Below are 21742 nucleotides of genomic sequence, written 5' to 3'. Positions count from 1 at the left end.
GAGCCATCGGCACCGGAGCGGAACGACGGGACGAGGCGGAGTCGCAGGCCCCCGCTGGGGAGCCGGACACCGAGGCGACCGAGAGCGGGGCGGGCGGCGAGGAGCCGACCGCGCCCGCCGGTTCGCGCACCCGTCGATACATCGCCGTCCTGCTCGGCGTTGCGGCCTTCGCCTACGCCCTGGACCTGATCAGCAAGCTGATCGTGGTGGCCAGACTCGAGTACCACGCGCCGATCGACATCCTCGGCGACTGGCTCCAGTTCCGGGCCACCCGCAACGCGGGCGCCGCGTTCGGCATGGGTCAGGGACTGACCATCGTGCTGACCGTGATCGCCGGCGCCGTGGTCGTGGTGATCCTGCGGCTCGCGCGCAAGCTGAACAGCCTGCCCTGGGCGATCGCGCTCGGCCTGCTGCTCGGCGGCGCGTTCGGCAACCTCACCGACCGGATCTTCCGGGCGCCCAGCGTGTTCGAGGGCCACGTAGTGGACTTCATCGCGCCCAAGCACTTCGCGATCTTCAACCTGGCCGACTCGGCCATCGTGATCGGTGGGTGTCTGATCGTGCTGCTGTCCTTCCTGGGCCTGCAGCCGGACGGCACCCGCGAGGGCGACGACGGGGACGAGACGACCGAGGACGAGACGGTGGCCGAGGCGGACCCGGCCGGCGAGACCTCGGCCGACGACGCCAAGGTGGACAACCGGGCCTCCTCGCCCGCGCCGGCCGGTGCCACCAAGGCCGTGGTCGAGCCGGTCCGGACCGAGCCCGCGCCGGCCGCGGAGCGGGCCGCCGAAGACCACGCCGTCGAGTCCGGCCCGGATGCCGGGCATACTCGTATCTCGTGACTGTCAATCCCGGCTCGCCCGAAATCCGTACTCTTCCCGTTCCCGATGGCCTCGAAGGCGAGCGGGTCGATGCCGCGCTCTCGCGGATGTTCGGCTTCTCGCGCACCAAGGCGGCCGAGCTGGCCGCCGCCGGGAAGGTGCAGCTCGACGGTCGCGCGGCCGGGAAGTCCGACCGCGTGAACGGCGGGGCCTGGATCGAGGTCGAGATGCCGGGGGCGCCCAGGCCCGTGCAACTCGTCGCCGAACCCGTGCCCGGCATGCGGATCGTGCACGACGACGACCACATCGTGGTGATCGACAAGCCGGTCGGCGTCGCCGCGCACCCCAGCCCGGGCTGGACCGGCACCACCGTGGTCGGCGGCCTCGCGGCGGCCGGCTACCGCATCTCCACCTCCGGCGCGGCCGAGCGCCAGGGCGTCGTGCACCGCCTGGACGTGGGCACCTCCGGGCTGATGGTGGTGGCCAAGTCCGAGCGCGCCTACACGCTGCTCAAGCAGCAGTTCCGGGACCGCACCGTGGACAAGCGCTACCACGCGCTGGTCCAGGGCCACCCGGACCCGCACACCGGCACCATCGACGCACCGATCGACCGGCACCCCACCCACGACTACAAGTGGGCCGTGGTGATGGGCGGCAAGCCCAGCGTCACGCACTACGACACGATCGAGGCGTTCCGCGCCGCGAGCCTGCTGTCGATCAAGCTGGAGACCGGGCGCACCCACCAGATCCGAGTGCACATGGCGGCCCTGCGGCACCCGTGCGTGGGCGACCTGACCTACGGCGCGGACCCGACGCTGTCCAAGCGGCTGGGCCTGGAGCGGCAGTGGCTGCACGCGGTGAGCCTGGCCTTCGAGCACCCCGGCGACGGCACGTGGGTGCAGTACGAGAGCGGCTACCCGGCCGACCTGACGGCCACCCTGGAGCGGGTCACCGACAGGTGACACCGATGTCCGCCGATCGGTGATTCGGCGGCGATTCGGGGAACGCTCCAAGATCGAATCGCGGTCGATCGGTCTGGGGGCGGAGTGGGTCAGCTCACGCTGCTGTTCCTGTTGATGTTCGGCACGGTCCTGGTCGTGCCGCTGGCGAGCCGGTTGCGGCTGCCGTTTCCGGTGCTGCTGACGCTGTACGGCGTACTGCTCGGGTGGCTGCCGTTCGTGCCGACCCTGCGGATCGACCCCGACCTGCTGCTGCCGTTGCTGCTGCCCCCGCTGCTGTACGCGGCGGCGCAACGTTCGAGCTGGCGCGAGTTCGCCGCCAACGCCCGGCCGATCCTGCTGCTCGCGGTCGCGCTCGTGCTGGTCACCACGGCCGCGGTGGCGGCGGTGGCGAACGCGATGGTGCCCGGACTGCCGCTCGCGGTCGCGGTCGCGCTGGGCGCGCTGGTCGCGCCGCCGGACCCGGTCGCGGCCACGGCGGTGGCCGGGACGCTGCGGCTGCCCCGGCGACTGGTGTCGATCCTGGAGGGCGAGGGACTCTTCAACGACGTCACCTCGCTCGTGCTCTACCAGGTCGCGGTCGCGGCCGCGGTCAGCGGGACGTTCTCGCCGGCCCGGGCGGTGGGCATGTTCGCGCTGTCCGCCGTGGTCGGGGTCGGGATCGGCTTCGCGGTCGGCCTGGCCGGTCGGCTGCTGCTCGGCCGGTTGGACGAGCCCACCCTGCAGACCCTGCTCACCCTGCTGGTGCCCTTCCTGGCCTACGTGGTCGCCGACGAACTGCACGGCTCCGGCGTGCTCGCGGTGCTGACCACCGCCTTCTACCTGGGCTCGGTCGCCGAGGACGCGGACAACGTGGTCGGCCGGCTCACCGGGCGCTCGTTCTGGGAGGTCGTGGACCTGGTGGTCACCGGCGTCGCGTTCGGGGTGATCGGCCTGGAGATGTGGGAGATCTTCCACGACCTGCACGGCGACCGGGTCCGGCTGTTCTGGGAGGCCGGCGCCGTGGTCCTGGTACTGATCGTGGTCCGCGGCCTGTGGTTGTTCCCGGTCGCGGCGCTGGCCCGCCGATTGCACAACCGGCTGCCGACCGCCGGCGAGACGCAGACCCCGGACCCGCGCGAGACCGTCGTGGTGTGGTGGGCCGGGATGCGCGGCGTGGTGACCATCGCCCTCGCCCTGGCGCTGCCGCTGACCACCGACGCCGACGAGGCGTTTCCCGAGCGGCAGCGGCTGATCGCGATCGCGTTCTGCGTGATCGTGGTGACCCTGCTGCTCCAGGGGGTCAGCCTCCCCTGGCTGGTGCGCCGGCTCGGGGTCTCCGAGGCGGACGACGTGGAGAGCCGCGAGGAGCGCCGGATCGCGGCCACCGCGACCAAGGCGGCGCTGCGCCGGCTGCGCGAGCTGGAAGAGGAGCGCGACCTCCCGGACGAGATGGTGCAGCGGCTGCGGGCCCGACAGAAGGCGCTGCTCGCCGAGCTGAAGCCGGAGGGCACGCCCGAGGAGTTGGCCGACACGGTCGTCGAGCGCTCCCGGCGGATCAAGCTGCTGCACGAGATCGAGGCGGAGATGACCGCCGCCGCGCGCCGCGAGGTGATCGCGGCCCGGGGGCGGCGCGGCGTGGACCCGGCCGCCGCCGACCGGGTCCTGCGCCGTCTGGACCTGCGCAGCATGCGCTGAACCGGGCCGCGGCGGACGGTACCGTTGACCCTTTGTCCGATCCTTCGGCCGTCCGAACCCCTGTTGCACCCCGTCCTCGGAAGGACTCCCACGTGGCCCGCATCGTGCTCTTCCACTCGGCCTACGGGCTGCGCCCCGCCGTTCACGCCGCGGCAAAGCGGCTGCGCGCGGACGGGCACGAGGTGACCGTGCCCGACCTGTACGACGGGCGCGGCACCGAGTCGATCGAGGAGGGCATGGAGATCAAGGACGAGATCGGCGCGGACGAGCTGATCCGGCGCGCCGTGAAGGTCGCCGCCGGGCTCGGCCCGGGCCTGGTCTACGCGGGCTTCTCGCTCGGCGCCTCGATCGCCCAGAACGCCGCGTTCGCGGACCCCGCCGCGGCCGGGCTGCTGATGTTCCACGGCACCTCCGACCTGCGCGAGGACGCCGCGATCGAGGTGCCGGTGCAGTTGCACGTGGCCGAGCCGGACCCGTTCGAGACCGAGGACTGGCTCGGCACGTGGTACCTGGGGATGCGCCGGGCCGGGGCGGACGTGGAGATCCACCGCTACCACGGCGCCGGTCACCTGTTCACCGACCCGGACCTGCCGGACTACGACCGCGAGGCCGCCTCGCGGGCCTGGGCGATCGCCTCGGACTTCCTCAGCGAGATCGACTCGGCCGCGGCCGCCGCGGAGGCCAACGACTGAGGCTTCTTGGCCAGGTCCACGTACCTGCGCGGACCGGTCTGCGCGGGCACCTGTGGAGCCGGGCGCGCCTTGGCGAAGCGCCCGTTGCCGCTGTACGGACCCACCGCCTCGTTGCCCAGCGGCGCGGGCGCGGTGGCGATCCGGGGCAGGGCGTACGGGTGTTCGCAGCGCAGGTAGTCGAGCAGCTTCTCGCGCACCTCGCAGCGCAGCGTCCACAGGTCGTCGGAGTCGCGCGCGGTCACCACCGCCCGGACCAGGATCGTGGTCGGGGTGGTGTCGGTGACGTACAGGCTCCAGCCCTGGCCGTCCCACAGGCCGGTGTCCTTGAGGATGCGGTGCAGTTCGTCGCGCAGCTCGCCGACCGGCGCCGAGTGGTCCAGGTGCAGGAAGACGGTCCCGGTCATCCGGGTGTCGGTGCGCGACCAGTTCTCGAACGGCCTGGAGGTGAAGTAGGAGACCGGCATCACGATCCGGCGCTGGTCCCACGTGTTGACCACCAGGTAGGTCAGGGTGATCTCCTCGATCGTGCCCATCTCCTCGTTGACCACGACCGAGTCGCCGATCCGGACCATGTCGCTGAACGCGATCTGCAGGCCCGCGAACAGGTTGGCCAGCGCGCTCTGCGCGGCCAGACCGGCCACCACGCCGAGCAGACCGGCGGAGGCCAACAGGCTGGTGCCGATGGTCTTCATGCCCGGGAAGGTCATGATCATCGCGGCGAAGGTGATGATTCCGACGATGGCCACCGCGGTCCGGCGGATCAGCGCGATCTGGGTCTGGATCCGGCGCACCCGGCCGGTGTCCGTCGCGTTCGCCGCGTAACGCTCGAAGGAGGTGTTCACCAGCAGGGTGACCGCGTGCACTATCAGCCACGCGCAGGCGGCGATCACCGCGAGCACCAGGATGTGCCGGATCATCCCGCGGCTGCGTTCGGGCAGGCCGGCGGCCGGTTCGGCGAGCAACAGAACCGATGCGCCGAGAGTGGCCACGATCGAGGCGCGTCCGCGCCGCATCATCGACCAGAGGGGTCCTGTCAGCGGCTTGCGGGTCTGTACTTCGCGGGCCAGGCGAGCCATTCCCCAGGTCACCAGACCCGTGAAGACGATCACCGAGACGAGCACGATCAACGGGCGAAGTATGTGCCACACGTCCACGTCGAGAGCCTCCTAGGGGGCTTGTGGTCAAACCCGTACCGTACCCGAGCAGGACGAGCCCACCCACGCGTCCGGTCCGCGCCGGCCGCGCACCGCAGCCCGCACGGGGCGCTAACGTGCGGGTCAGGCAGCGGACGGTACGGAGGACGCGCGATGTCCAAGTGGACCAGGATCGGCAAGGCCGGATTCGGCGCGCTGCGCCGCGGACAGCGGTTCCGCAGCGCGTCCCGGGCGGCGGCGGAACGTTCCGCCAACCAGGGCGCGACCGCCTTCGACCCGGACCTGGACACCCGGTTGACCCCACGCCAGGCCGCCCTGCTGATCCGCTATCTGGTGGGCAAGGTGGTGCTGGGCCGGTTGGAGTTCGTCTTCCTGCTCAAGTACCTGCTGCTCGTGACGGGCGTGCCGCTGCTCCTGCTGTTCCCACCGGCGGGCGTCGTGCTGCTCGTGCTCTTCGGCCTCGCCGCACTGGTGCAGTGGGTGATCGCGCGCGCGATCGGCCGGCTCGCCGCGTTCCACCGACTGGGCGCGGCGGAGAACGAGTTGACCGACGCGGCGACCGTGTGGTGGCCCAACCTCAAGCGGGAGAGTGCCCGGGTGGGCCTGCCGACCCGGCCGCTCGCCCTGCTCAAGGTGGCCGCCGCCCGGGCCACCCGGCGGTTGGACCCGGAGCGCGAGGCCGCGTTCGCGGCGATCGACTGGCGTGCGGTGATCCCGCGCGAGCAATGGCAGCGGGCCCGGGTCCTGCTCGCCGAGGAGGCGGGCGGCCGGCCGGGCGACGCGACCGCGTAGAGTCGTCCCGTCGTGTGTCACCCCACTCGGCCACTTGGCGCGAGGCGCGGGTCGAACGCCATCTCCACCACCTTCAGGACGACGCGCGGGGTCGGATGTACAAGCTGCCCGGAACGGACGAGCGGAGCGTGACCATCCCCGGCGAGCCCACGGCGGCCGATCCGTGCTTCACGGTGCGCGGACTGACCAGGACGTATCGCACCGGGCGTCGGCGGGATCGGCACGTGGTGACCGCGAACGACGCGATCGACCTGGACGTGCGCCGAGGCGAGATCTTCGGCCTGCTCGGCCCCAACGGCGCGGGCAAGTCCACCCTGGTTCGCCAACTCACCGGCCTGCTCCGGCCGGACACCGGCACGATCGACCTGCTCGGCCACGACCTGGTGCGCCGGCCCGAGATCGCCGCCCGCCTGGTCGCCTACCTCGGTCAGGAATCCGGCGCACTGGACGAGTTGACCGTCGCGCTGGCGATCGAGACCACCGCCCGGCTGCGCGCGCTGGACGCGGCCCGGGCCCGGGCCGAGCGGGACGCGGTGCTCGACGAACTCGAACTGGGCGCGATCGCGGACCGACCGCTCAAGAAGCTCTCCGGCGGCCAGCGCCGGCTCGCCTGCGTGGCCACCGCACTGGTCGGCGCCCGCCCGGTGCTGGTCCTGGACGAGCCGACCACCGGCATGGACCCGGTCGCGCGCCGCGCGGTGTGGGCCGCGGTGGATCGCCGGCGGGCCGAGCAGGGCGCCACCGTGCTCCTGGTGACGCACAACGTGATCGAGGCGGAGACCGTGCTGGACCGGGTCGCCGTGCTCGACGAGGGCCGGGTGATCGCATGCGACACGCCCGGCGGACTCAAGGCCATGGTCGGTGACGAGGTCCGGCTGGACCTGGTCTGGCGGGCCGACCCGCCGATGGACGACCCGGCGGTGAGCATGCTCGCGCAGACCGCGGTGCGCACCGGCCGGCGCTGGAGCACCCGGATGGAACCGGGAGTGGCCCGCGAACTGCTCGCCGGCGTCACCTCCGGGCCCGCGTTCGAGGCGCTCGACGACTTCACGCTGTCCACGCCGAGCCTGGAGGACGTCTACCTCGCGCTCGGCGGGCGCCACCAGGGACTGGTCAAGGGATGAGGGTGTCGACCCAGTGAGTGCAGTGAGCATCGAGTCCGCGCCGGCGCGCCCGGTCGAGGCGGTGGTACCCGCGCCGGCCACATCGCTGGGCGCCGGGCTGCTGACCGTGTACCGCGCGCAACTCTCCCGGGTGCGGGTCTCCCGGGTCCCGCTGCTGTTCGTCGCGGTGTTCCAGTCGGTCGGGATCATGATCCTGATGCGCGGCGTGGTGGACACCGGCAGCGACAGCGCGCGCGAGGCGGTGGTGGCCGGGTCCAGCGTGCTCGTGGTCGCCTTCGTCGCGCTCAACCTGCTCGCCCAGCACTTCGGCAACCTGCGGGCGGCGAACGCGCTCGACTACTACCTGACGTTGCCGGTCCGCCCGGCCGCGGTGGTGCTGGGCATGGCCGCCGCGTACGCGTCCTTCACCCTGCCCGGCACGGTCGCCACGGCCGTGATCGGCGCGCTGATGTTCCAGCTGCCGCTGGCCAACCTGTGGGTGCTGCTCCTGGTCGTGCCGCTGTCCGGCGCGGCCCTGGCGGGCATCGGCGCGGTCTTCGGCCTGCTCGCGCCGCGCCCCGAACTGGCCACCCTGCTGGGGCAACTGGGCATGTCGGCCGCCCTGTTGCTCGGCGTGCTGCCCGAGGACCGGATGCCCGAGGTGATCGTGCTCGCCCGCGACCTGCTGCCGTCCTCGTACGGGGTGGACGCGTTCATCGCAAGCTACGGCGACCCCGACTGGGCGGCGGTGGGGGGCAACCTCGCGGTCTGCGCGGGGGTCGGCGTGGTGATGCTCTCGCTGGCCACGTGGTCCTTCCGGCGCAGCACCCGGGCGTAGTCGCACGGCTTGTGTCGCGCCTTTGCCTCGGACCGCTGCCTTGCTTCGGACCCCTGCCTTGCCTCGACTACCGGATGTCTTGCGTGGACGACCGGAAGTCTTGCCTCGACCACCGGACACACCGCCGCGCGGGGTCACGCCGCCGGCTCGATTCGCACATGGGACGCTGACCAGATGACGTCTGCCGGGGATTTCGACCCCTACCCGTCGCCCGAGGGCGCGCATGTGGGCTTCGCGCCCGGGCCCGACGCGCCTCCCACGCTGTGGCAGCGCTACCGCACCGACGTGGTGGCCTTCGCCATCGTGGTTGCGGCGTGCCTGGTCGTGGGCGCGATCGTGGGCGTGGTCTGGGAGCAGGTGACGCCGCGCGTACCGCTGCTCGCGACGAAGGAGGGGGTCTTCCAGACCTCGCCCGAGACCGAGACCTCGATCGCGCTGGACGGCTGGTTCGCGGTATGTGGTGTGGTTGCGGGCATCGTGCTCGCGCCTCCGGCGTTCTGGCGCTTTCGCCGCCAGGGCGTGGCGACGGCGCTCGCGCTGACGGTCGGCGGGCTGGCCGGGTCGTACCTGGCGTTCAAGATCGGCGTGCGGTTGGGCCCGGACGGGATCATGGAGCAGGTGAAGCGGATCGGGCTGGGCAAGCGGTTCGACCAGCCGCTCGAGCTCAAGGCCAAGGGCGTGCTGTTGTTGTGGCCGATCGCGTCGATGGTGATCTTCCTCGGTCTGTCCGCGGGGTTCGCTCCGGCGGACAAGGAGTCGACGGCGGGGCCGTATGGGTGGCAGCCGGGGCAAGAGTTGCCGTGGGCGCAGCAGCAACCGGCTTCGCCGCCGGTCGATTTGACGAAGCGGGGGCGGGAGGAGGGGTGACGCACTCGGTTGGGCGGGGCTGGGTTGGCCTCAAGCGCCGGCCGGGTTGAAGGGTTTCGGCTGACCTCGGGTGTCGGTCGGGCTGGGTTCGCCTCAAGCGCCGGCGGGGCTGGGTGTGCTCGGGCGCCGCACGGGCCGAGTGGCCTCAAGCGCCGCACGGGCCGAGGGTTTCGGCTGGGTGGGGGTCAGGTTCGGCTGAGGGGTGCTGTGGTGGCTTGGGTTTGGTGGATCAGGTCGGTGGGGGCGAGTTCGATTTCGAGGCCGCGGCGGCCGGCGGAGATGTAGATCGTCGGGTGGGTGCGGGCGGATTCGTCGACGACCGTGGGGTGCCGGCGCTTTTGGCCCAGGGGGCTGATTCCGCCCAGTACGTAGCCGGTGGCCCGTTCGGCCGCCGCGGGGTCGGCCATTGCCGCGCGCTTGCCGCCGACCGACGCCGCGAGGGCCTTCAGGTCGAGTCGACCCGCCACCGGGACCACCGCGACCGTCAGCGTGCCGTCCACGTCCGCCAGCAGCGTCTTGAACACCCGCTCGGCCGGGACACCGAGCACCGCGACGGCCTCCTCGCCGTAGGACGCCGCGTCCGGGTCGTGGGTGTACGCGTGCACCGTGTACGTGATCCCCGCGCGGGTCAGTGCGACCGTCGCCGGCGTGCCCTGCCCACCCTTGGCCCTGCTCTTCGCCATCTCGGCGGCCCCTCGATCGCTCGTCAGTTGGGTTCGATGCTCTGCCGCAGCAGTTCGACGGCGGGCAGCGACGGCAGATGGTCCAGCAGCGCCGCCTCCCGACGCAGCAGCTCGACCTCCGCGGTCAGCCGCACGGTGGCGTCCTCGGCCTCCAGGAGCCGCTGCTTGTCGTGCGGGTCCAGCACCACCGCGGCGGCCACCAGATAGGACAGCACCACCGGGTCGTCGGGCAGCTCGGGCAGGCTCATCGGAGTGCGCTGCTGAGCCGAGAGCAACCGGCGCTGATACTCGGCGAACGCCCGGGTCGTGGCCAGGCCGAGCACGTCGGCCCGCTCGCCGGGCGGGTCCTCCAGGTATTCCACCTCGGCGTACAGGTAGGGGCCCGAGTCGTCCACGGACACCAGCCGGAACCGGGTCGCCCCGGTGGCCACCAGGTCGTAGCGGCCGTCCTCGTGCGTCTTGATCGTGGCGATCTCGGCGGTACAGCCCACCGGATGCAGGATCTCCAGCGGATCGCCCTGGATGTCGCCGACCTCGCGGCCGGTGCGCAGCGCGACCACGCCGAACCGCTGCTCCGCCTGGGGCAGCACCTCCAGGTCCCGGACCAGCGTGCGGTACCGCTCCTCGAAGATGTGCAGGGGCAGCACCAGACCCGGGTAGAGCACCGAGTTGAGCGGGAAGAGCGGAAGCCGGTCGGTCACGGTGACCAAGAGTAGGGCCTGACCGCCGGACCGCGTCGACCATTGATCTCAAGCGCGGTTGAGCACCCGACCGGCGCCCGCGGCGGCGGCACCGGCGAGCACCCAGCCGAGCAGGATCAGCGTGTAGGCGAGCCACTGGCCCACCCCGGTCGGCTTCCACGCGCTGTCCTGACCGAGCGTCACCACCGGCAGCAACAGGTCAAGGGTGTACCAGAACGGATTCCAGTGCGGCGCCTCGCCGGCCTTCAGCGGTGCGGGCGGGTCGGCCGCGAACACCGCCGTGCCGACCGCGACCAGCGCGACCAACCAGCCCAGGGCCCGCGCCGGGCGGTAGCCGTAGCCGATCGCCGCGTCCTGCACGTGGCCCCACAGCCGACCCGCCGGGCCCAGCCCGGCGCGCCGGCGCCGCTGCTTGGCGAGCAGCACGGAGCGGGCGTGCTCGTCCTCCCCGGCCGCGCGATAGGCGCCGGCGAGTTGGTCGTAGGGCTGCGGGGTGTACTCCGGGGTGCCGCGCTCGACCCAGTCGATCCGCCGGCGCACGCTCACCGCCACCTCGGAGCGCAGCACCGTGTACCGGGTCCCGGCCAGCACCAGGTCACCGGGCGCGGGCCAGGTGTCCGGAGCGTCGGTCAGGGTGCCGATGGTCGCGTTGGCCAGCACGATCCGCCCGCGCGGGGGCCGGGACAGCGCCATGTGCAGGCCGTCCGCGACCACCCGCCACATGGTCAGCTGCTCGCCCGGGTTCGCACACACCAGCGCCCGGCTGAGCACGATGCCGCCGCCCACGCGGGCGTCGTTCATCCGGATCGAGCCGGTCGCGGTGAATCCCACACTCAGGTGCAGCGAGTGCTCGATCGTGATCCGGCCGAGATCCATGGCCAACTGCCCCGGGCGCTCCACCGTCGAGCCGTACAGGGTCACCCGCCCGCCGAATCGGCCGCCGTACAGGCTCACCTGCCCGGCGAAGACGGTGTTGTCCAGCGACGCGTCCGCGCCCACCTGGAGACCGTTGGCGTGCAACGCCCCGCCGCGCGGGTCCGGCCCGATCACGCAGTCGTCCATCCGCAGGTCGTTGTCCACCCGCGAGTCCAGGATCCGCACGCCGCCCGCCACCTCGCAGTGCCGCAACACCAGGTCGCCGTCCACCCGCATGTTGCGTCCGTGCAGCGCGGCGAGCACGCAGTCGCGCAGGTTGATCGTCCGGGTGGAGGCCACGTTCAGCACGATCGGGTCCTCGAAGCGGCAGCCGATCATCGAGAGGTAGACGTCCAGGCGTGCGCCGCCCAACTCCAGCGCGCCCACGATCCGGGCTCCGGTGATCCGCAGCGCGGTGCTGTGCCCGGGTTCGGCCTCCGGCGGCTGGAGCAGCACCTGCGCGAGCACCTGGGCCCGGACCGTGCGGTCCGGCCCCCAGGCCGCGCCCAGACGCGGATCGTCGTCCGCCGGCACGCCCGTGCCCAGATCCAGTCGTTCGCCCCGCCGATACGCCTCCCACACGCGTATCTCGGTCGCGCTCAGATGCCCCGGCGGTGTGCTCATCCGTGGTCCCCCGACACTGGAAGGCTGCTGCGTCCCGCCCATGATCGCGTGTCTCACTGTCCGACACACCGGGACGGCTTCGTCCGGGCCGTCTCTACACTGGGGCAGGTGATCTCCCGTATCGACCTGCGCGGTCCCGCCTCGCGGGCTGTCCTGGACAGCCCCGCCGCACTGCGCGACGTGTTGCCCCGAGCCGAACTCGACGTCGAGGCGGCCCTGGAGAAGGTGCGCCCGATCTGCGAGGACGTGCGTCATCGCGGCGTCGAGGCGCTGATCGAGATCACCGAGCGCTTCGACGGTGTGCGGCTGACCGACATCCGGGTGCCCACCGAGGCGATCGCCGCGGCGCTGGACACTCTCGCGCCCAAGGTGCGCGCGGCCCTGGAGGAGTCCATCCACCGGGCCCGGCTCGTGCACCGCGAGCAGCGCAGGCGCGACGTCACCGTGCAGGTCGTGCCGGGCGGCACGGTCACCGAGCGGTGGGTCCCGGTCGAGCGGGTCGGGCTGTACGTACCGGGCGGCAAGGCCGTCTACCCGTCCTCGGTGATCATGAACGTGGTCCCCGCGCAGGAGGCCGGCGTCGCCTCGATGGCGATCGCCTCGCCGCCGCAGGCCGACTTCGGCGGGCTGCCGCACCCGACCATCCTGGCCGCGTGCGCGCTGCTCGGGGTGGACGAGGTGTACGCGGTCGGCGGCGCCCAGGCGGTCGCGATGTTCGCGTACGGCGCGGGCTTGTGTGCGCCGGTGCGCCTGGTCACCGGTCCCGGCAACATCTACGTCGCCGCCGCCAAGCGGCTGCTCAAGGGCCGGATCGGGATCGACGCCGAGGCCGGCCCGACCGAGATCGCCGTGCTCGCCGACGCCGGCGCGGACGCCGGGCACGTCGCGGCCGACCTGATCAGCCAGGCCGAGCACGACACGCTGGCCGCGTCGATCCTGGTCACCGACTCCGAGGCGCTGGCCGACGCGGTGGTCGAGGAGCTCAAGCGTCGGGTGGACGCCACCCGGCACCGCGAGCGGGTCACCGAGGCGCTGGCCGGCCGGCAGTCCGGCATCGTGCTGGTCGACTCGGTGGACGACGGCCTGCGAGTGGTGGACGCGTACGGCGCCGAGCACCTGGAGATCCAGACCGCGGATGCGGCCGGCGTGGCCGCGCGCGTGCACAACGCGGGCGCGATCTTCGTCGGCGCGTTCGCGCCGGTCTCGCTCGGCGACTACTGCGCCGGGTCCAACCACGTGCTGCCCACCGGCGGTTGCGCATGCCACTCCTCGGGCCTGTCCGTGCAGTCCTTCCTGCGCGGCATCCACGTCGTGGACTACTCGCGCGCGGCGCTGGCCGACGTCGCCGAGCACGTGAGCGTGCTCGCCGACGCGGAGGATCTGCCCGCGCACGGCGAGGCGGTGCGGGCCCGGTTCGGGACGGGCGAGCTGGCCGGTCTCGCCGCCTGGGAGGAGGGCCGATGACCGACCTGGACAGCCTGCCGATCCGGGACGAACTGCGCGGTCAGTCGCCGTACGGCGCACCGCAGTTGCACGTCCCGGTCCGGCTGAACACGAACGAGAACCCGTATCCGCTCCCGGACGCCCTGGTGGCCCGGATCGCCGAGCGGGTCGCCGTCGCCGCGCGCGACCTGAACCGCTATCCGGACCGGGACGCGGTCGAGCTGCGCGCCGCGCTCGCCGGATACCTGTCCCGGACCGGCGGCCACCCGCTGACCGCGGACCGGGTGTGGGCGGCCAACGGCTCCAACGAGGTGCTCCAGCAGCTGCTCCAGGCGTTCGGCGGCCCGGGGCGCACCGCGCTGGGCTTCGACCCGTCCTATTCGATGCACGCGCTGATCGCGCGCGGCACCGGCACCGGGTGGATCTCCGGCATGCGGGACGGGGACTACCGGATCGACCTCGACGAGGCGCTGGCGCGGATCGCCGAGCACCGGCCCAACGTGGTCTTCCTGTGCTCGCCGAACAATCCGACCGGCACCGCGCTGGCCCGCGAGGTGGTCGAGCGGGTCTACGACGCCGCGCAGGCCGCCCGGCCGTCGCTGGTGGTCGTGGACGAGGCGTACGTCGAGTTCGCGCACACCGACTCGCTGCTGCCGCTGCTCGTCGGCCGGCCGCATCTGGTGATCACCCGCACGATGTCCAAGGCGTTCGGGGCGGCCGGGCTGCGGCTGGGCTACCTGGCGGCGGACGCGGCCGTGGTGGACGCGGTCCAGCTGGTGCGCCTGCCCTACCACCTGTCGGCGGTCAACCAGGCCACCGCGCTGGCCTGTCTGGAGTTCGAGGACACCCTGCTCGGCTACGTCCGCGAGCTCAAGGGGCAGCGCGACCGGCTGGTCGTCGAACTGCGCGCGCTGGGCTGCGAGGTGACCGACTCGGACGCCAACTTCGTCCAGTTCGGCCGGTTCGAGGACCCGCACGCGGTCTGGGCGAGGATTCTCGAACACGGGGTCCTGGTCCGCGACAACGGGGTCCCCGGCATGCTGCGCGTGACCGCCGGCACGGACGCCGAGAACACGGCCTTCCTGGATGCGATGCGTCACGTCCTGAAGGACTGAGAGAAAGTCGGAATCACCGTCATGGCAAGAACCGGTCGCGTCGAACGCGCGACGAAGGAAACCTCCGTCGAGGTCGCGATCGACCTCGACGGCTCGGGGAAGGTCGACGTCGCGACCGGCGTCGGATTCTTCGACCACATGCTCGACCAGCTCGGCAAGCACGGCCTGTTCGACCTGACCGTCAAGACCCGCGGCGACCTGCACATCGACGCGCACCACACGATCGAGGACACCGCGCTCGCGCTCGGCGCCGCGTTTCGCCAGGCGCTCGGCGACAAGAAGGGCATCCGCCGGTTCGCGGACGCGTCCGTGCCGCTGGACGAGGCGCTCGCGCAGGTCACCGTCGACCTGTCCGGTCGGCCGTACCTGGTGCACTCGGAGCCGGCCGGTATCGCGCCGATGATCGGTCCGGACTACGACACCACGATGACCCGGCACATCCTGGAGTCGTTCGTCGCCCAGGCGCAGATCTGCCTGCACGTGCACGTGCCCTACGGGCGCAACGCGCACCACATCGTGGAGGCCCAGTTCAAGGCGCTGGCCAGGGCGCTGTCCGACGCGTGCGTGCTCGACCCGCGCCGAGCAGGCGTGATCCCCTCCACCAAGGGCGCGCTGTGAGCACCGGGGCGATGGTCCTGATCGTGTTCGGGCTCTTCCTGGTCGGCGGGTGCATCTCGTTCGTCAAGCAGGGACTGCCCAAGAGTGTGATCGCCCTGCTCGCCGTCGGCGCGTTCTTCTCGATCGCGGCCGGCGTCCTGAAGATCGGATAGGCACGTGCCCAAGAAGGTCATCGTCCTCGACTACGGCTTCGGGAACGTGCGCTCGGCCGAGCGGGCGCTCGCGCACGCCGGCGCCGACGTCGAGATCAGCGCCGACCACAAGGCCGCGCTGAACGCCGACGGACTCCTGGTGCCCGGCGTCGGCGCGTTCGCCGCGTGCATGGAGGGCCTCAAGGCGGTCCGCGGCGACACCATCGTGGACAAGCGGCTTGCCGGCGGCCGGCCGGTGCTGGGCATCTGCGTCGGGATGCAGATCCTGTTCGCGCGCGGCGTCGAGCACGGCGTGGCCACCGAGGGCTGCGCGCAGTGGCCCGGCACGGTCGAGCGGCTGGCCGCGCCGGTGGTGCCGCACATGGGCTGGAACACCGTCGAGGCACCGGCGACCAGCGTGCTGTTCGAGGGTGCCGACGCCGACACGCGGTACTACTTCGTGCACTCCTACGCGGTGCGCACGTGGGAGATGCCGGTGGTCCAGGACGGCCCGCACATCCCGCCGGACGTCACCTGGAGCACGCACGGCACGCCGTTCGTGGCCGCCGTCGAGAACGGCGCACTCAGTGCCACCCAGTTCCACCCGGAGAAGTCCGGCGAGGCCGGCGCGCAACTGCTGCGCAACTGGCTCGCGACCCTGTAGCCGCGCCCGGGCGGTCCCGCCTCCCGGCCCCACCCGCCACGTTCCGTCGCGCCCGTGAACGCACCGTCCGTTACGAACAGTTGAGGATCGCAACCGCCATGACGCAGACCCACCGCCTCGAACTGCTGCCCGCCGTCGACGTCGCCGACGGCCAGGCCGTCCGCCTGGTCAAGGGCGAGGCCGGGTCGGAGACCTCCTACGGCGACCCGCTGGCCGCCGCGCTGGCCTGGCAGAGCGCCGGCGCCGAGTGGATCCACCTGGTCGACCTGGACGCCGCGTTCGGCAAGGGCAGCAACCGCGAACTGCTCGCCGACGTGGTCGGCCGGCTCGACGTCCGGGTCGAGCTGTCCGGCGGCATCCGCGACGACGCTTCGCTGGAGGCGGCGCTGTCCACCGGCTGCCGGCGGGTCAACCTGGGCACCGCGGCGCTGGAGTCGCCGGACTGGGTGCGCTCGGCGATCGCCCGGTACGGGGACCGGATCGCGGTCGGCCTGGACGTGCGCGGCACCACGCTGGCCGGGCGCGGCTGGACCCGCGAGGGCGGCGAGCTGTTCGAGACGCTGGCCCGCCTGGACGCGGACGGCTGCGCGCGCTACGTGGTCACCGACGTGAACAAGGACGGCACGCTGACCGGCCCGAACCTGCAACTGCTGCGGGACGTGTGCGCGGCCACGGACCGCCCGGTGGTGGCCTCGGGCGGGGTCTCCTCGCTGGCGGATCTGCGTGCCATCGCCGAACTGGTGCCGCTGGGTGTGGAAGGCTCGATCGTCGGCAAGGCGCTGTACGCCCAGGCGTTCACCCTCGAAGAGGCGTTGGAGGCGGTGTCCCGGTGACGGGAAGCGACAACTCGGGCAACATCGAGCGATATTCGTCGGGCGGGCGGTGGGAGGAGTCCTTCGGCTACTCGCGCGCCGTCGCGGTCGGCGAATACGTACACGTGTCGGGCTGTACCGCGATCGTCGAGGGCAACCTCGCGCACGAGGGCGACCCGCACCACCAGACACTCGCGGCGTTCCGGATCGCGTTGGACGCGCTGGAGCACTTCGGCCTGGGCCCGGCGGACGTGGTGCGCACCCGGATGTTCATCACGCACGCCCGCGACGCGGACGACGTGGGCCGCGCGCACGGCGAGCTGTTCGCCGAATCCCCGCCCGCCGCGACGATGGTCGTGGTGGCCGGGCTGATCGACTCGCGGATGCTGGTCGAGGTCGAGGTCGACGCGTACCGGGGGAGGACCTCGTGACCCTGGCCGTACGGGTGATCCCCTGTCTGGACGTGGACGCCGGCCGGGTGGTCAAGGGCGTCAACTTCCAGAACCTGCGGGACGCGGGCGACCCGGTCGAGATGGCCCGGGTGTACGACGCCGAGGGCGCGGACGAACTGGTCTTCCTCGACATCACCGCGTCCTCGGGCAACCGCGAGACCACCTACGACGTGGTGCGGCGCACCGCCGAGCAGGTGTTCATCCCGCTCACCGTCGGCGGCGGGGTGCGCGCGGTCGAGGACGTGGACAAGCTGCTGCGCGCGGGCGCGGACAAGGTGGGCGTGAACACCGCGGCCATCCAGCGCCCCGAGCTGATCGCCGAGATCGCGGACCGGTTCGGATCGCAGGTGCTGGTGCTCTCGGTGGACGCGCGGCGCCGCCGGGACGGCACCCCGGGCTTCGAGGTGACCACGCACGGCGGGCGCACCGGCACCGGCATCGACGCGGTCGAGTGGGCCGCGCGGGCGGCCGAGTTGGGTGCGGGCGAGATCCTGCTCAACTCGATGGACGCGGACGGCACCAAGGACGGCTACGACCTGGAGCTGATCCGACTGGTCCGGGCCGAGGTGGGCATCCCGGTGATCGCCTCCGGCGGCGCGGGTGCGCCGGAGCACTTCGCGCCGGCCGTGGAGGCGGGTGCGGACGCGGTGCTCGCGGCCAGCGTGTTCCACTTCGGCATGTTGCGGATCCCGCAGGTCAAGGACGTGTTGCGGGCGGCGGGGCAGCCGATCCGCTGAGTGCCCGCGCCCGAGCGCTTGCCCGAGGAAGCCGACCGCACCCGCGGTCGGCTTTTTCGTCGGCACATGCGAAGGGATTCTTGCGAAAGACTTATTGCGAAAGCATATTTTCGAATCTAGGATGAGGTCATGAGCGAGCAGCCGCCGGCGCGCCGGATGATCAGGGACGTACAGACGCTCAAGGTGTTCACCCACCCGCTGCGGATCACGGTGTTGCGGATGCTGCACGCCGGCGGTCCGGCCACCGCGTCGATGCTGGCCAAGCGGGTCGACGCGACCCCGGCGCTGGTCAGCTACCACGTGCGCACGCTGGCCGGACACGGCTTCGTGGTCGAGGACCCCGAGCACGCCGAGGACGGGCGCGAGCGCTGGTGGAAGGTGGTCGAGGACCTCACCTTCTCGTTGGGCGACTTCGCCGAGGACCGGGTCGGCCGGGACCTCTCCGCGAGCATCGCTCGGGTGCTGGGTTCGCAGTCCGAGGACCGCTACCGGCGCTTCCTGGACGAGATGGAGTCGTGGGGCGCGGAGTGGTCGGGCGCGGCCTTCAGCGGCGCACCCACGCTCCGGCTGACCGCCGCCGAACTGCGCGAACTGGCGGGCGCCATCGGGGAACTCGTGGACGGCTACCGGAACCGGGAGAGCCCCGGCGCCGAGCACGTGGAGATCTACTACCGCGGCTTCCCGTTCCGCATGTGAGCCACCCGGAGCCACCCGCACCTCCCGCGCACCACGACCGCACGGTTCGCGTGCACCAGGCGCAGCACACGCAGATCACGTCATCGGAACGGGGACGACCATGGCCGTCACGAGCACCACCGCCGCGCCCCCGCGGCTCGCCCATCGCGACCCGCGCATACTGGCCTGGCTCGGCGCCTACACCGCGTCCCTGATCGGTGATCAGGTCTGGTTCCTCGCGCTGTCGTGGACCGCGGTGCGCAGCGGCGACGCCACGCAGGCCGGTCTGGTGCTGGCCGCCGGGTCGCTGCCCCGGGCCCTGCTGATGTTGCCGGGCGGTGCGATCGTGGACCGGTACGGACCGCGCCGGGTGGTGATCGGCAGCGACCTGGTGCGCTGCGTGGTGATGCTGGTCGCCGCGCTCGCGGTCGCGGCGAGCAGTCCGGCGATCTGGCTGCTGGTGGCGATCGCGCTGGTGTTCGGCGCGGTGGACGCGTTGTTCATGCCCGCCGTCGGCGCGTTGCCGGTGCGGCTGACCACGCGTACCCAACTGGTCCGGGTGCAGGGGATGCGCTCGGTGTCCCAGCGGGTGGCCACCGTGGTGTCCGCGCCGATCGGCGGTGCGGTGCTGGCGTGGGGCGACGCCGAGTCGGCCTTCCTGCTCGACGCGGCCCTGTTCGCGTTCTCTCTGGTGCTGCTGTGGCGACTTCGCCCGGGGCCCCTTCCGGAGGCCGAAACGGGCGTCGAGGAGCCCGAGTCGGGCCTGTGGGAGGGCCTGCGCTACGTGGCTCGGCATCGAGTGTTGCGCCCGCTTTTGGTGGTCACCGCGCTGATGGAGGCGGGCTTCGCCATCCCGATGAACATCGGCATCGTGCTGCTCGCCGACGACGCGGGCTGGGGGCCGGGCGGGATGGGCCTGGTGCTGGGCGCGTGGGGGATCGGCGCGGCGATCGGCGCCCTCGGACTGACCGTTGCCGGCCGGGTGCCGCATCCCGGACTCCTGCTGCCGGTGGGCATGTTGGTGATGGCCACGAGCCTGGTCGGCCTGGGCTACGCGTCCCGGATCGGGGTCGGGGTGGCCTGCGCGGCGGTGCTGGGCATCGCCACCGGCGTGGTCGGCGGCTCCGGGAACGCCCTCGTGCAGACCGCCTGCGCACCCGGCGCGCTGGGCCGGGTCACCGCGATCCAGATGCTGGTCGGGGTCGGCCTGATCCCGCTGTTGTACCCCGTCGGCGGCCTCGTCGCCTCGGCCCACGGACCCTCGACGGTGTTCGCCGCGGGCGCCGGCGCGATGCTCGTGGGGGTGCTCGTGGCCGTGGTGAGCGGACCGTTTCGGCGGCTGTCCCCGGCCGGCGGGGGTGAAATCGGGTCACGGAAGGATTCCGGTCCCACAACGATCATCTGACTCGGAGTCAAGTAGTTGGGCCCGGTCGAGCGGTGGCTTCACCCGATCGGGCAGGCTAGGCACATGACGACGCCGCCATCACCCGGACAGGGTGGCTACCCCGGCTATGGACAGCAGCCAGGCCAGGGTTATCCGAGCAATCAGCCGTACCCGGGGCAGCAGTACCCGCAGGGCGGCCAGCAGTATCCGCAGGGCGGTGGGCAGTATCCGCCGCCGCAGAGCCCGTACGGCGGCTCCCCGCAATACCCGGGGGCCGGCGGCGGACCGCAGTATCCCGGCAACTACGGCGGCGGAGGTTACGGCGGCGGCATGCCGCCGGGGCCCAACCAGGGCGGCTCCGGCAAGGGCCCGCTGATCGCCGTGGTGATCGCCGCGATCGTCGTGGTCGGCGGCATCATCGCCACGCTGGTGGTGGTGCTGGGTGGCGACGACAAGAAGGACAAGACCGCCTCTCCCACGAACAGCGCGACCGGCTCGGCGAGTTCCTCGCCGTCGAGCAGTGCGAGCGCGAGTGCGCCGCCCACCACGCGCCCGACCACCTCGCGTCCGACCACGCCCCGGACCACCGCGTCCGGCACGGCGGACCCGGACCTGCCCTCCGAGGTGCAGTACGTGGACCTGTCCAAGGGCGACTGCGTCACCCTGGACACCACCTCGGGCACCATCGACAAGAAGTCCTGCACCAGCACGCACAACGGCGAGGTCATCATGACCTTCGAGCTGAGCGGCAGCACCTACCCGGGTGAGGCCTCGATCACGGATCAGACCGAGTCGAAGTGCACCCCGGCGATGAACACGGCGGTCGGCGGACGGTCCGACGCCTCGCAGTTCACCTTCACCTACACCTACCCCAAGCAGCCGGGGTGGGACATCGGCCGCCGCAAGGTGACCTGCATCGCGAAGTACAAGTCGGGGCAGACACTCACCAAGCCACTGCGCTGACCCGGGCGCTCGGCCCTTGGGGGAGGGATCGATCCGATGAGCACTCCCGGCGGATATCCCGGCGGTAATCAAGGCGGCGGCTACGGCGGGGGAGGGTACGGCGGAGGAGCCGGGGGCTATCCCGGCGGACCCGCGGGCCCGCCTGCCGCAGGGCCACCCCCGGCGAACCCGCCCTACGACGGTCCGACGATCGGCGGCCCGCCGTACGGAGGCGGCGGCCCGCCGTACGGCGCTGGTCCGCCCTACGGCGGCCCTCCTCCCTACGGCCCGGGCGGCCCCGGCGGCCCGTCCGGCGGCCGGGGCAGCGGACGTGTGGTCGTGATCGTGGTGGTCGTCGCCCTGGTCATCGCCGGCGGCGTGATCGCCCTGGTGCTGAGCCTGGGCGGGGACGGCAAGAAGGACGACAAGGCGGGCCCGGCGGACACCACGGCCGAGTCCACCACCAGCGCACCGCCGACCGGCCCGGAGCCGACCACCGACTCGCCGGAGCCGCCCTCCACCGAGCCGCCGAGCACGGAGCCTCCCGGAACTCCGGTGGCCACCAACTCCAACGGCAGCGTCGCGGTCAAGAAGGTCCCGCTCAGCCCGGGCGACTGCATTGCGTTCGTCACGGGCAGCACGGACGTGAACAAGGTCGCCTGCACGAGCCCGCACGACGGCCAGCACGTCAAGAACGTCGCGCTGCCGGACGGCACCTGGCCCGGCGACGCGGAGATGGACACGAAGGCGTCCGCGGTGTGCAAGCCGATCGCCGAGCCGGTGATCGCCCGGCAACCGCAGGCCGACGAGCTGACCTGGTTGTACATCTATCCGAAGGAATCCGGCTGGAGCGGCGGCGACCGCGAGGTCCAGTGCCTGGTCTCCTACACGGACGAGACCAAGAAGCTGACGGCACCGCTGAAATAGCGACCGGTGCGGGAAA

The 21742-nt window shown here is 72.2% G+C and carries 23 protein-coding genes and 1 pseudogene; 20 read left to right on the top strand and 4 right to left on the bottom strand.

Annotated elements, in window-relative coordinates; translation table 11 throughout:
- Window positions 1-5: 5 nt before the first annotated feature.
- From lspA to ACFZBU_RS07925, 4 genes and pseudogenes are all read left to right on the top strand, one after another.
- Window positions 6-611, top strand: a pseudogene (gene lspA / locus ACFZBU_RS07940) (signal peptidase II); the annotation flags it as partial.
- A 227-nt stretch (window positions 612-838) separates the two neighbouring features.
- Window positions 839-1783 (top strand): RluA family pseudouridine synthase, encoded by a 945-nt coding sequence (locus ACFZBU_RS07935; protein ID WP_391582625.1) that lies wholly within the window; start codon window positions 839-841, stop codon window positions 1781-1783.
- A gap of 84 nt (window positions 1784-1867) precedes the next feature.
- Entirely contained in the window at window positions 1868-3457 is a 1590-nt protein-coding gene (locus ACFZBU_RS07930; RefSeq protein ID WP_391582624.1) for a Na+/H+ antiporter, read from the top strand.
- Between the two features lie 92 nt (window positions 3458-3549).
- The gene (locus ACFZBU_RS07925) at window positions 3550-4149 is read left to right on the top strand and encodes a dienelactone hydrolase family protein (RefSeq protein ID WP_391582623.1); all 600 of its coding nucleotides are present in this window, start codon (window positions 3550-3552) and stop codon (window positions 4147-4149) included.
- Here ACFZBU_RS07925 and ACFZBU_RS07920 read toward each other — a convergent pair.
- Complete coding sequence (locus tag ACFZBU_RS07920; RefSeq protein WP_391583067.1) at window positions 4053-5297, bottom strand: mechanosensitive ion channel family protein; 1245 nt, start codon at window positions 5295-5297, stop codon at window positions 4053-4055. The two genes, ACFZBU_RS07925 and ACFZBU_RS07920, sit on opposite strands and share 97 nt — an antisense overlap.
- Window positions 5298-5456: 159 nt before the next feature.
- Between ACFZBU_RS07920 and ACFZBU_RS07915 the strand changes: the two genes are divergently transcribed.
- From ACFZBU_RS07915 to ACFZBU_RS07900, 4 genes are all read left to right on the top strand, one after another.
- Complete coding sequence (locus tag ACFZBU_RS07915; RefSeq protein ID WP_391582622.1) at window positions 5457-6095, top strand: hypothetical protein; 639 nt, start codon at window positions 5457-5459, stop codon at window positions 6093-6095.
- Window positions 6096-6268: 173 nt separating this feature from the next.
- The gene (locus ACFZBU_RS07910; protein ID WP_391583066.1) at window positions 6269-7219 is read left to right on the top strand and encodes an ABC transporter ATP-binding protein; all 951 of its coding nucleotides are present in this window, start codon (window positions 6269-6271) and stop codon (window positions 7217-7219) included.
- A gap of 13 nt (window positions 7220-7232) precedes the next feature.
- The gene (locus ACFZBU_RS07905; protein ID WP_391582621.1) at window positions 7233-8036 is read left to right on the top strand and encodes an ABC transporter permease; all 804 of its coding nucleotides are present in this window, start codon (window positions 7233-7235) and stop codon (window positions 8034-8036) included.
- 174 nt (window positions 8037-8210) lie between these two features.
- Entirely contained in the window at window positions 8211-8903 is a 693-nt protein-coding gene (locus ACFZBU_RS07900; RefSeq protein WP_391582620.1) for a hypothetical protein, read from the top strand.
- A 185-nt stretch (window positions 8904-9088) separates the two neighbouring features.
- Here ACFZBU_RS07900 and ybaK read toward each other — a convergent pair whose 3' ends face one another.
- The 3 genes from ybaK to ACFZBU_RS07885 are packed head-to-tail and all read right to left on the bottom strand — an operon-like array spanning window position 9089 to window position 11826.
- Window positions 9089-9586: a Cys-tRNA(Pro) deacylase gene (ybaK, locus tag ACFZBU_RS07895; protein ID WP_391582619.1), complete on the bottom strand. Its 498-nt coding sequence runs from the start codon at window positions 9584-9586 to the stop codon at window positions 9089-9091.
- 23 nt (window positions 9587-9609) lie between these two features.
- Window positions 9610-10296: an LON peptidase substrate-binding domain-containing protein gene (locus ACFZBU_RS07890; RefSeq protein WP_391582618.1), complete on the bottom strand. Its 687-nt coding sequence runs from the start codon at window positions 10294-10296 to the stop codon at window positions 9610-9612.
- 39 nt (window positions 10297-10335) lie between these two features.
- Window positions 10336-11826, bottom strand: coding sequence for an oxidoreductase (locus ACFZBU_RS07885; RefSeq protein ID WP_391582617.1), 1491 nt, complete (start codon window positions 11824-11826; stop codon window positions 10336-10338).
- 108 nt (window positions 11827-11934) lie between these two features.
- On the opposite strand from ACFZBU_RS07885, the gene hisD reads away from it, so the two are divergent.
- The 12 genes from hisD to ACFZBU_RS07825 all read left to right on the top strand — a co-directional run bounded on the left by hisD (window position 11935) and on the right by ACFZBU_RS07825 (window position 21726).
- Window positions 11935-13290 carry a histidinol dehydrogenase gene (gene hisD / locus ACFZBU_RS07880; RefSeq protein WP_391582616.1) on the top strand — a complete coding sequence of 452 codons (1356 nt, stop codon included), beginning with the start codon at window positions 11935-11937 and terminating at the stop codon, window positions 13288-13290.
- Entirely contained in the window at window positions 13287-14384 is a 1098-nt protein-coding gene (locus tag ACFZBU_RS07875; RefSeq protein WP_391582615.1) for a histidinol-phosphate transaminase, read from the top strand. The genes hisD and ACFZBU_RS07875 overlap by 4 nt, the downstream gene beginning before the upstream one ends.
- Window positions 14385-14405: 21 nt before the next feature.
- Window positions 14406-15002: an imidazoleglycerol-phosphate dehydratase HisB gene (gene hisB / locus ACFZBU_RS07870; protein ID WP_391582614.1), complete on the top strand. Its 597-nt coding sequence runs from the start codon at window positions 14406-14408 to the stop codon at window positions 15000-15002.
- Window positions 14999-15154: a hypothetical protein gene (locus tag ACFZBU_RS07865; RefSeq protein ID WP_170222315.1), complete on the top strand. Its 156-nt coding sequence runs from the start codon at window positions 14999-15001 to the stop codon at window positions 15152-15154. Before hisB ends, ACFZBU_RS07865 begins: the two co-directional genes overlap by 4 nt.
- A gap of 4 nt (window positions 15155-15158) precedes the next feature.
- Window positions 15159-15797: an imidazole glycerol phosphate synthase subunit HisH gene (gene hisH / locus ACFZBU_RS07860; RefSeq protein WP_391582613.1), complete on the top strand. Its 639-nt coding sequence runs from the start codon at window positions 15159-15161 to the stop codon at window positions 15795-15797.
- Window positions 15798-15895: 98 nt separating this feature from the next.
- Window positions 15896-16630 carry a bifunctional 1-(5-phosphoribosyl)-5-((5-phosphoribosylamino)methylideneamino)imidazole-4-carboxamide isomerase/phosphoribosylanthranilate isomerase PriA gene (gene priA, locus ACFZBU_RS07855; protein WP_391582612.1) on the top strand — a complete coding sequence of 245 codons (735 nt, stop codon included), beginning with the start codon at window positions 15896-15898 and terminating at the stop codon, window positions 16628-16630.
- Window positions 16627-17040 (top strand): RidA family protein, encoded by a 414-nt coding sequence (locus ACFZBU_RS07850; RefSeq protein ID WP_391582611.1) that lies wholly within the window; start codon window positions 16627-16629, stop codon window positions 17038-17040. The genes priA and ACFZBU_RS07850 overlap by 4 nt, the downstream gene beginning before the upstream one ends.
- Window positions 17037-17798, top strand: coding sequence for an imidazole glycerol phosphate synthase subunit HisF (gene hisF / locus ACFZBU_RS07845; RefSeq protein ID WP_391582610.1), 762 nt, complete (start codon window positions 17037-17039; stop codon window positions 17796-17798). The genes ACFZBU_RS07850 and hisF overlap by 4 nt, the downstream gene beginning before the upstream one ends.
- A 129-nt stretch (window positions 17799-17927) precedes the next feature.
- Complete coding sequence (locus ACFZBU_RS07840) at window positions 17928-18494, top strand: helix-turn-helix domain-containing protein (protein WP_391582609.1); 567 nt, start codon at window positions 17928-17930, stop codon at window positions 18492-18494.
- A gap of 100 nt (window positions 18495-18594) precedes the next feature.
- The gene (locus tag ACFZBU_RS07835; protein WP_391582608.1) at window positions 18595-19878 is read left to right on the top strand and encodes an MFS transporter; all 1284 of its coding nucleotides are present in this window, start codon (window positions 18595-18597) and stop codon (window positions 19876-19878) included.
- Window positions 19879-19941: 63 nt separating this feature from the next.
- A complete protein-coding gene (locus ACFZBU_RS07830) occupies window positions 19942-20820 on the top strand; it encodes a septum formation family protein (RefSeq protein WP_391582607.1) in 879 nt (292 codons plus the stop codon).
- A 36-nt stretch (window positions 20821-20856) separates the two neighbouring features.
- The gene (locus ACFZBU_RS07825) at window positions 20857-21726 is read left to right on the top strand and encodes a septum formation family protein (protein WP_391582606.1); all 870 of its coding nucleotides are present in this window, start codon (window positions 20857-20859) and stop codon (window positions 21724-21726) included.
- The last annotated feature ends 16 nt before the right edge of the window (window positions 21727-21742 follow it).

This window comes from Embleya sp. NPDC008237 (assembly GCF_042956465.1).
Lineage (GTDB): Bacteria > Actinomycetota > Actinomycetes > Streptomycetales > Streptomycetaceae > Embleya.
Note: the sequence above shows the minus strand (reverse complement) of the source record. Positions and strands in the feature narration are given on the sequence as shown.

Excerpts from the sequence above, each read along its gene's own strand:
- ACFZBU_RS07915 (WP_391582622.1), top strand. The coding sequence starts at position 5,457 with ATGTCCAAGTGGACCAGGATCGGCAAGGCCGGATTCGGCGCGCTGCGC.
- ACFZBU_RS07900 (WP_391582620.1), top strand. The coding sequence starts at position 8,211 with ATGACGTCTGCCGGGGATTTCGACCCCTACCCGTCGCCCGAGGGCGCG.
- ybaK (WP_391582619.1), bottom strand. The coding sequence starts at position 9,586 with ATGGCGAAGAGCAGGGCCAAGGGTGGGCAGGGCACGCCGGCGACGGTC.
- ACFZBU_RS07885 (WP_391582617.1), bottom strand. The coding sequence starts at position 11,826 with ATGAGCACACCGCCGGGGCATCTGAGCGCGACCGAGATACGCGTGTGG.
- ACFZBU_RS07875 (WP_391582615.1), top strand. The coding sequence starts at position 13,287 with ATGACCGACCTGGACAGCCTGCCGATCCGGGACGAACTGCGCGGTCAG.
- hisB (WP_391582614.1), top strand. The coding sequence starts at position 14,406 with ATGGCAAGAACCGGTCGCGTCGAACGCGCGACGAAGGAAACCTCCGTC.
- priA (WP_391582612.1), top strand. The coding sequence starts at position 15,896 with ATGACGCAGACCCACCGCCTCGAACTGCTGCCCGCCGTCGACGTCGCC.
- ACFZBU_RS07840 (WP_391582609.1), top strand. The coding sequence starts at position 17,928 with ATGAGCGAGCAGCCGCCGGCGCGCCGGATGATCAGGGACGTACAGACG.
- ACFZBU_RS07835 (WP_391582608.1), top strand. The coding sequence starts at position 18,595 with ATGGCCGTCACGAGCACCACCGCCGCGCCCCCGCGGCTCGCCCATCGC.
- ACFZBU_RS07830 (WP_391582607.1), top strand. The coding sequence starts at position 19,942 with ATGACGACGCCGCCATCACCCGGACAGGGTGGCTACCCCGGCTATGGA.
- ACFZBU_RS07825 (WP_391582606.1), top strand. The coding sequence starts at position 20,857 with ATGAGCACTCCCGGCGGATATCCCGGCGGTAATCAAGGCGGCGGCTAC.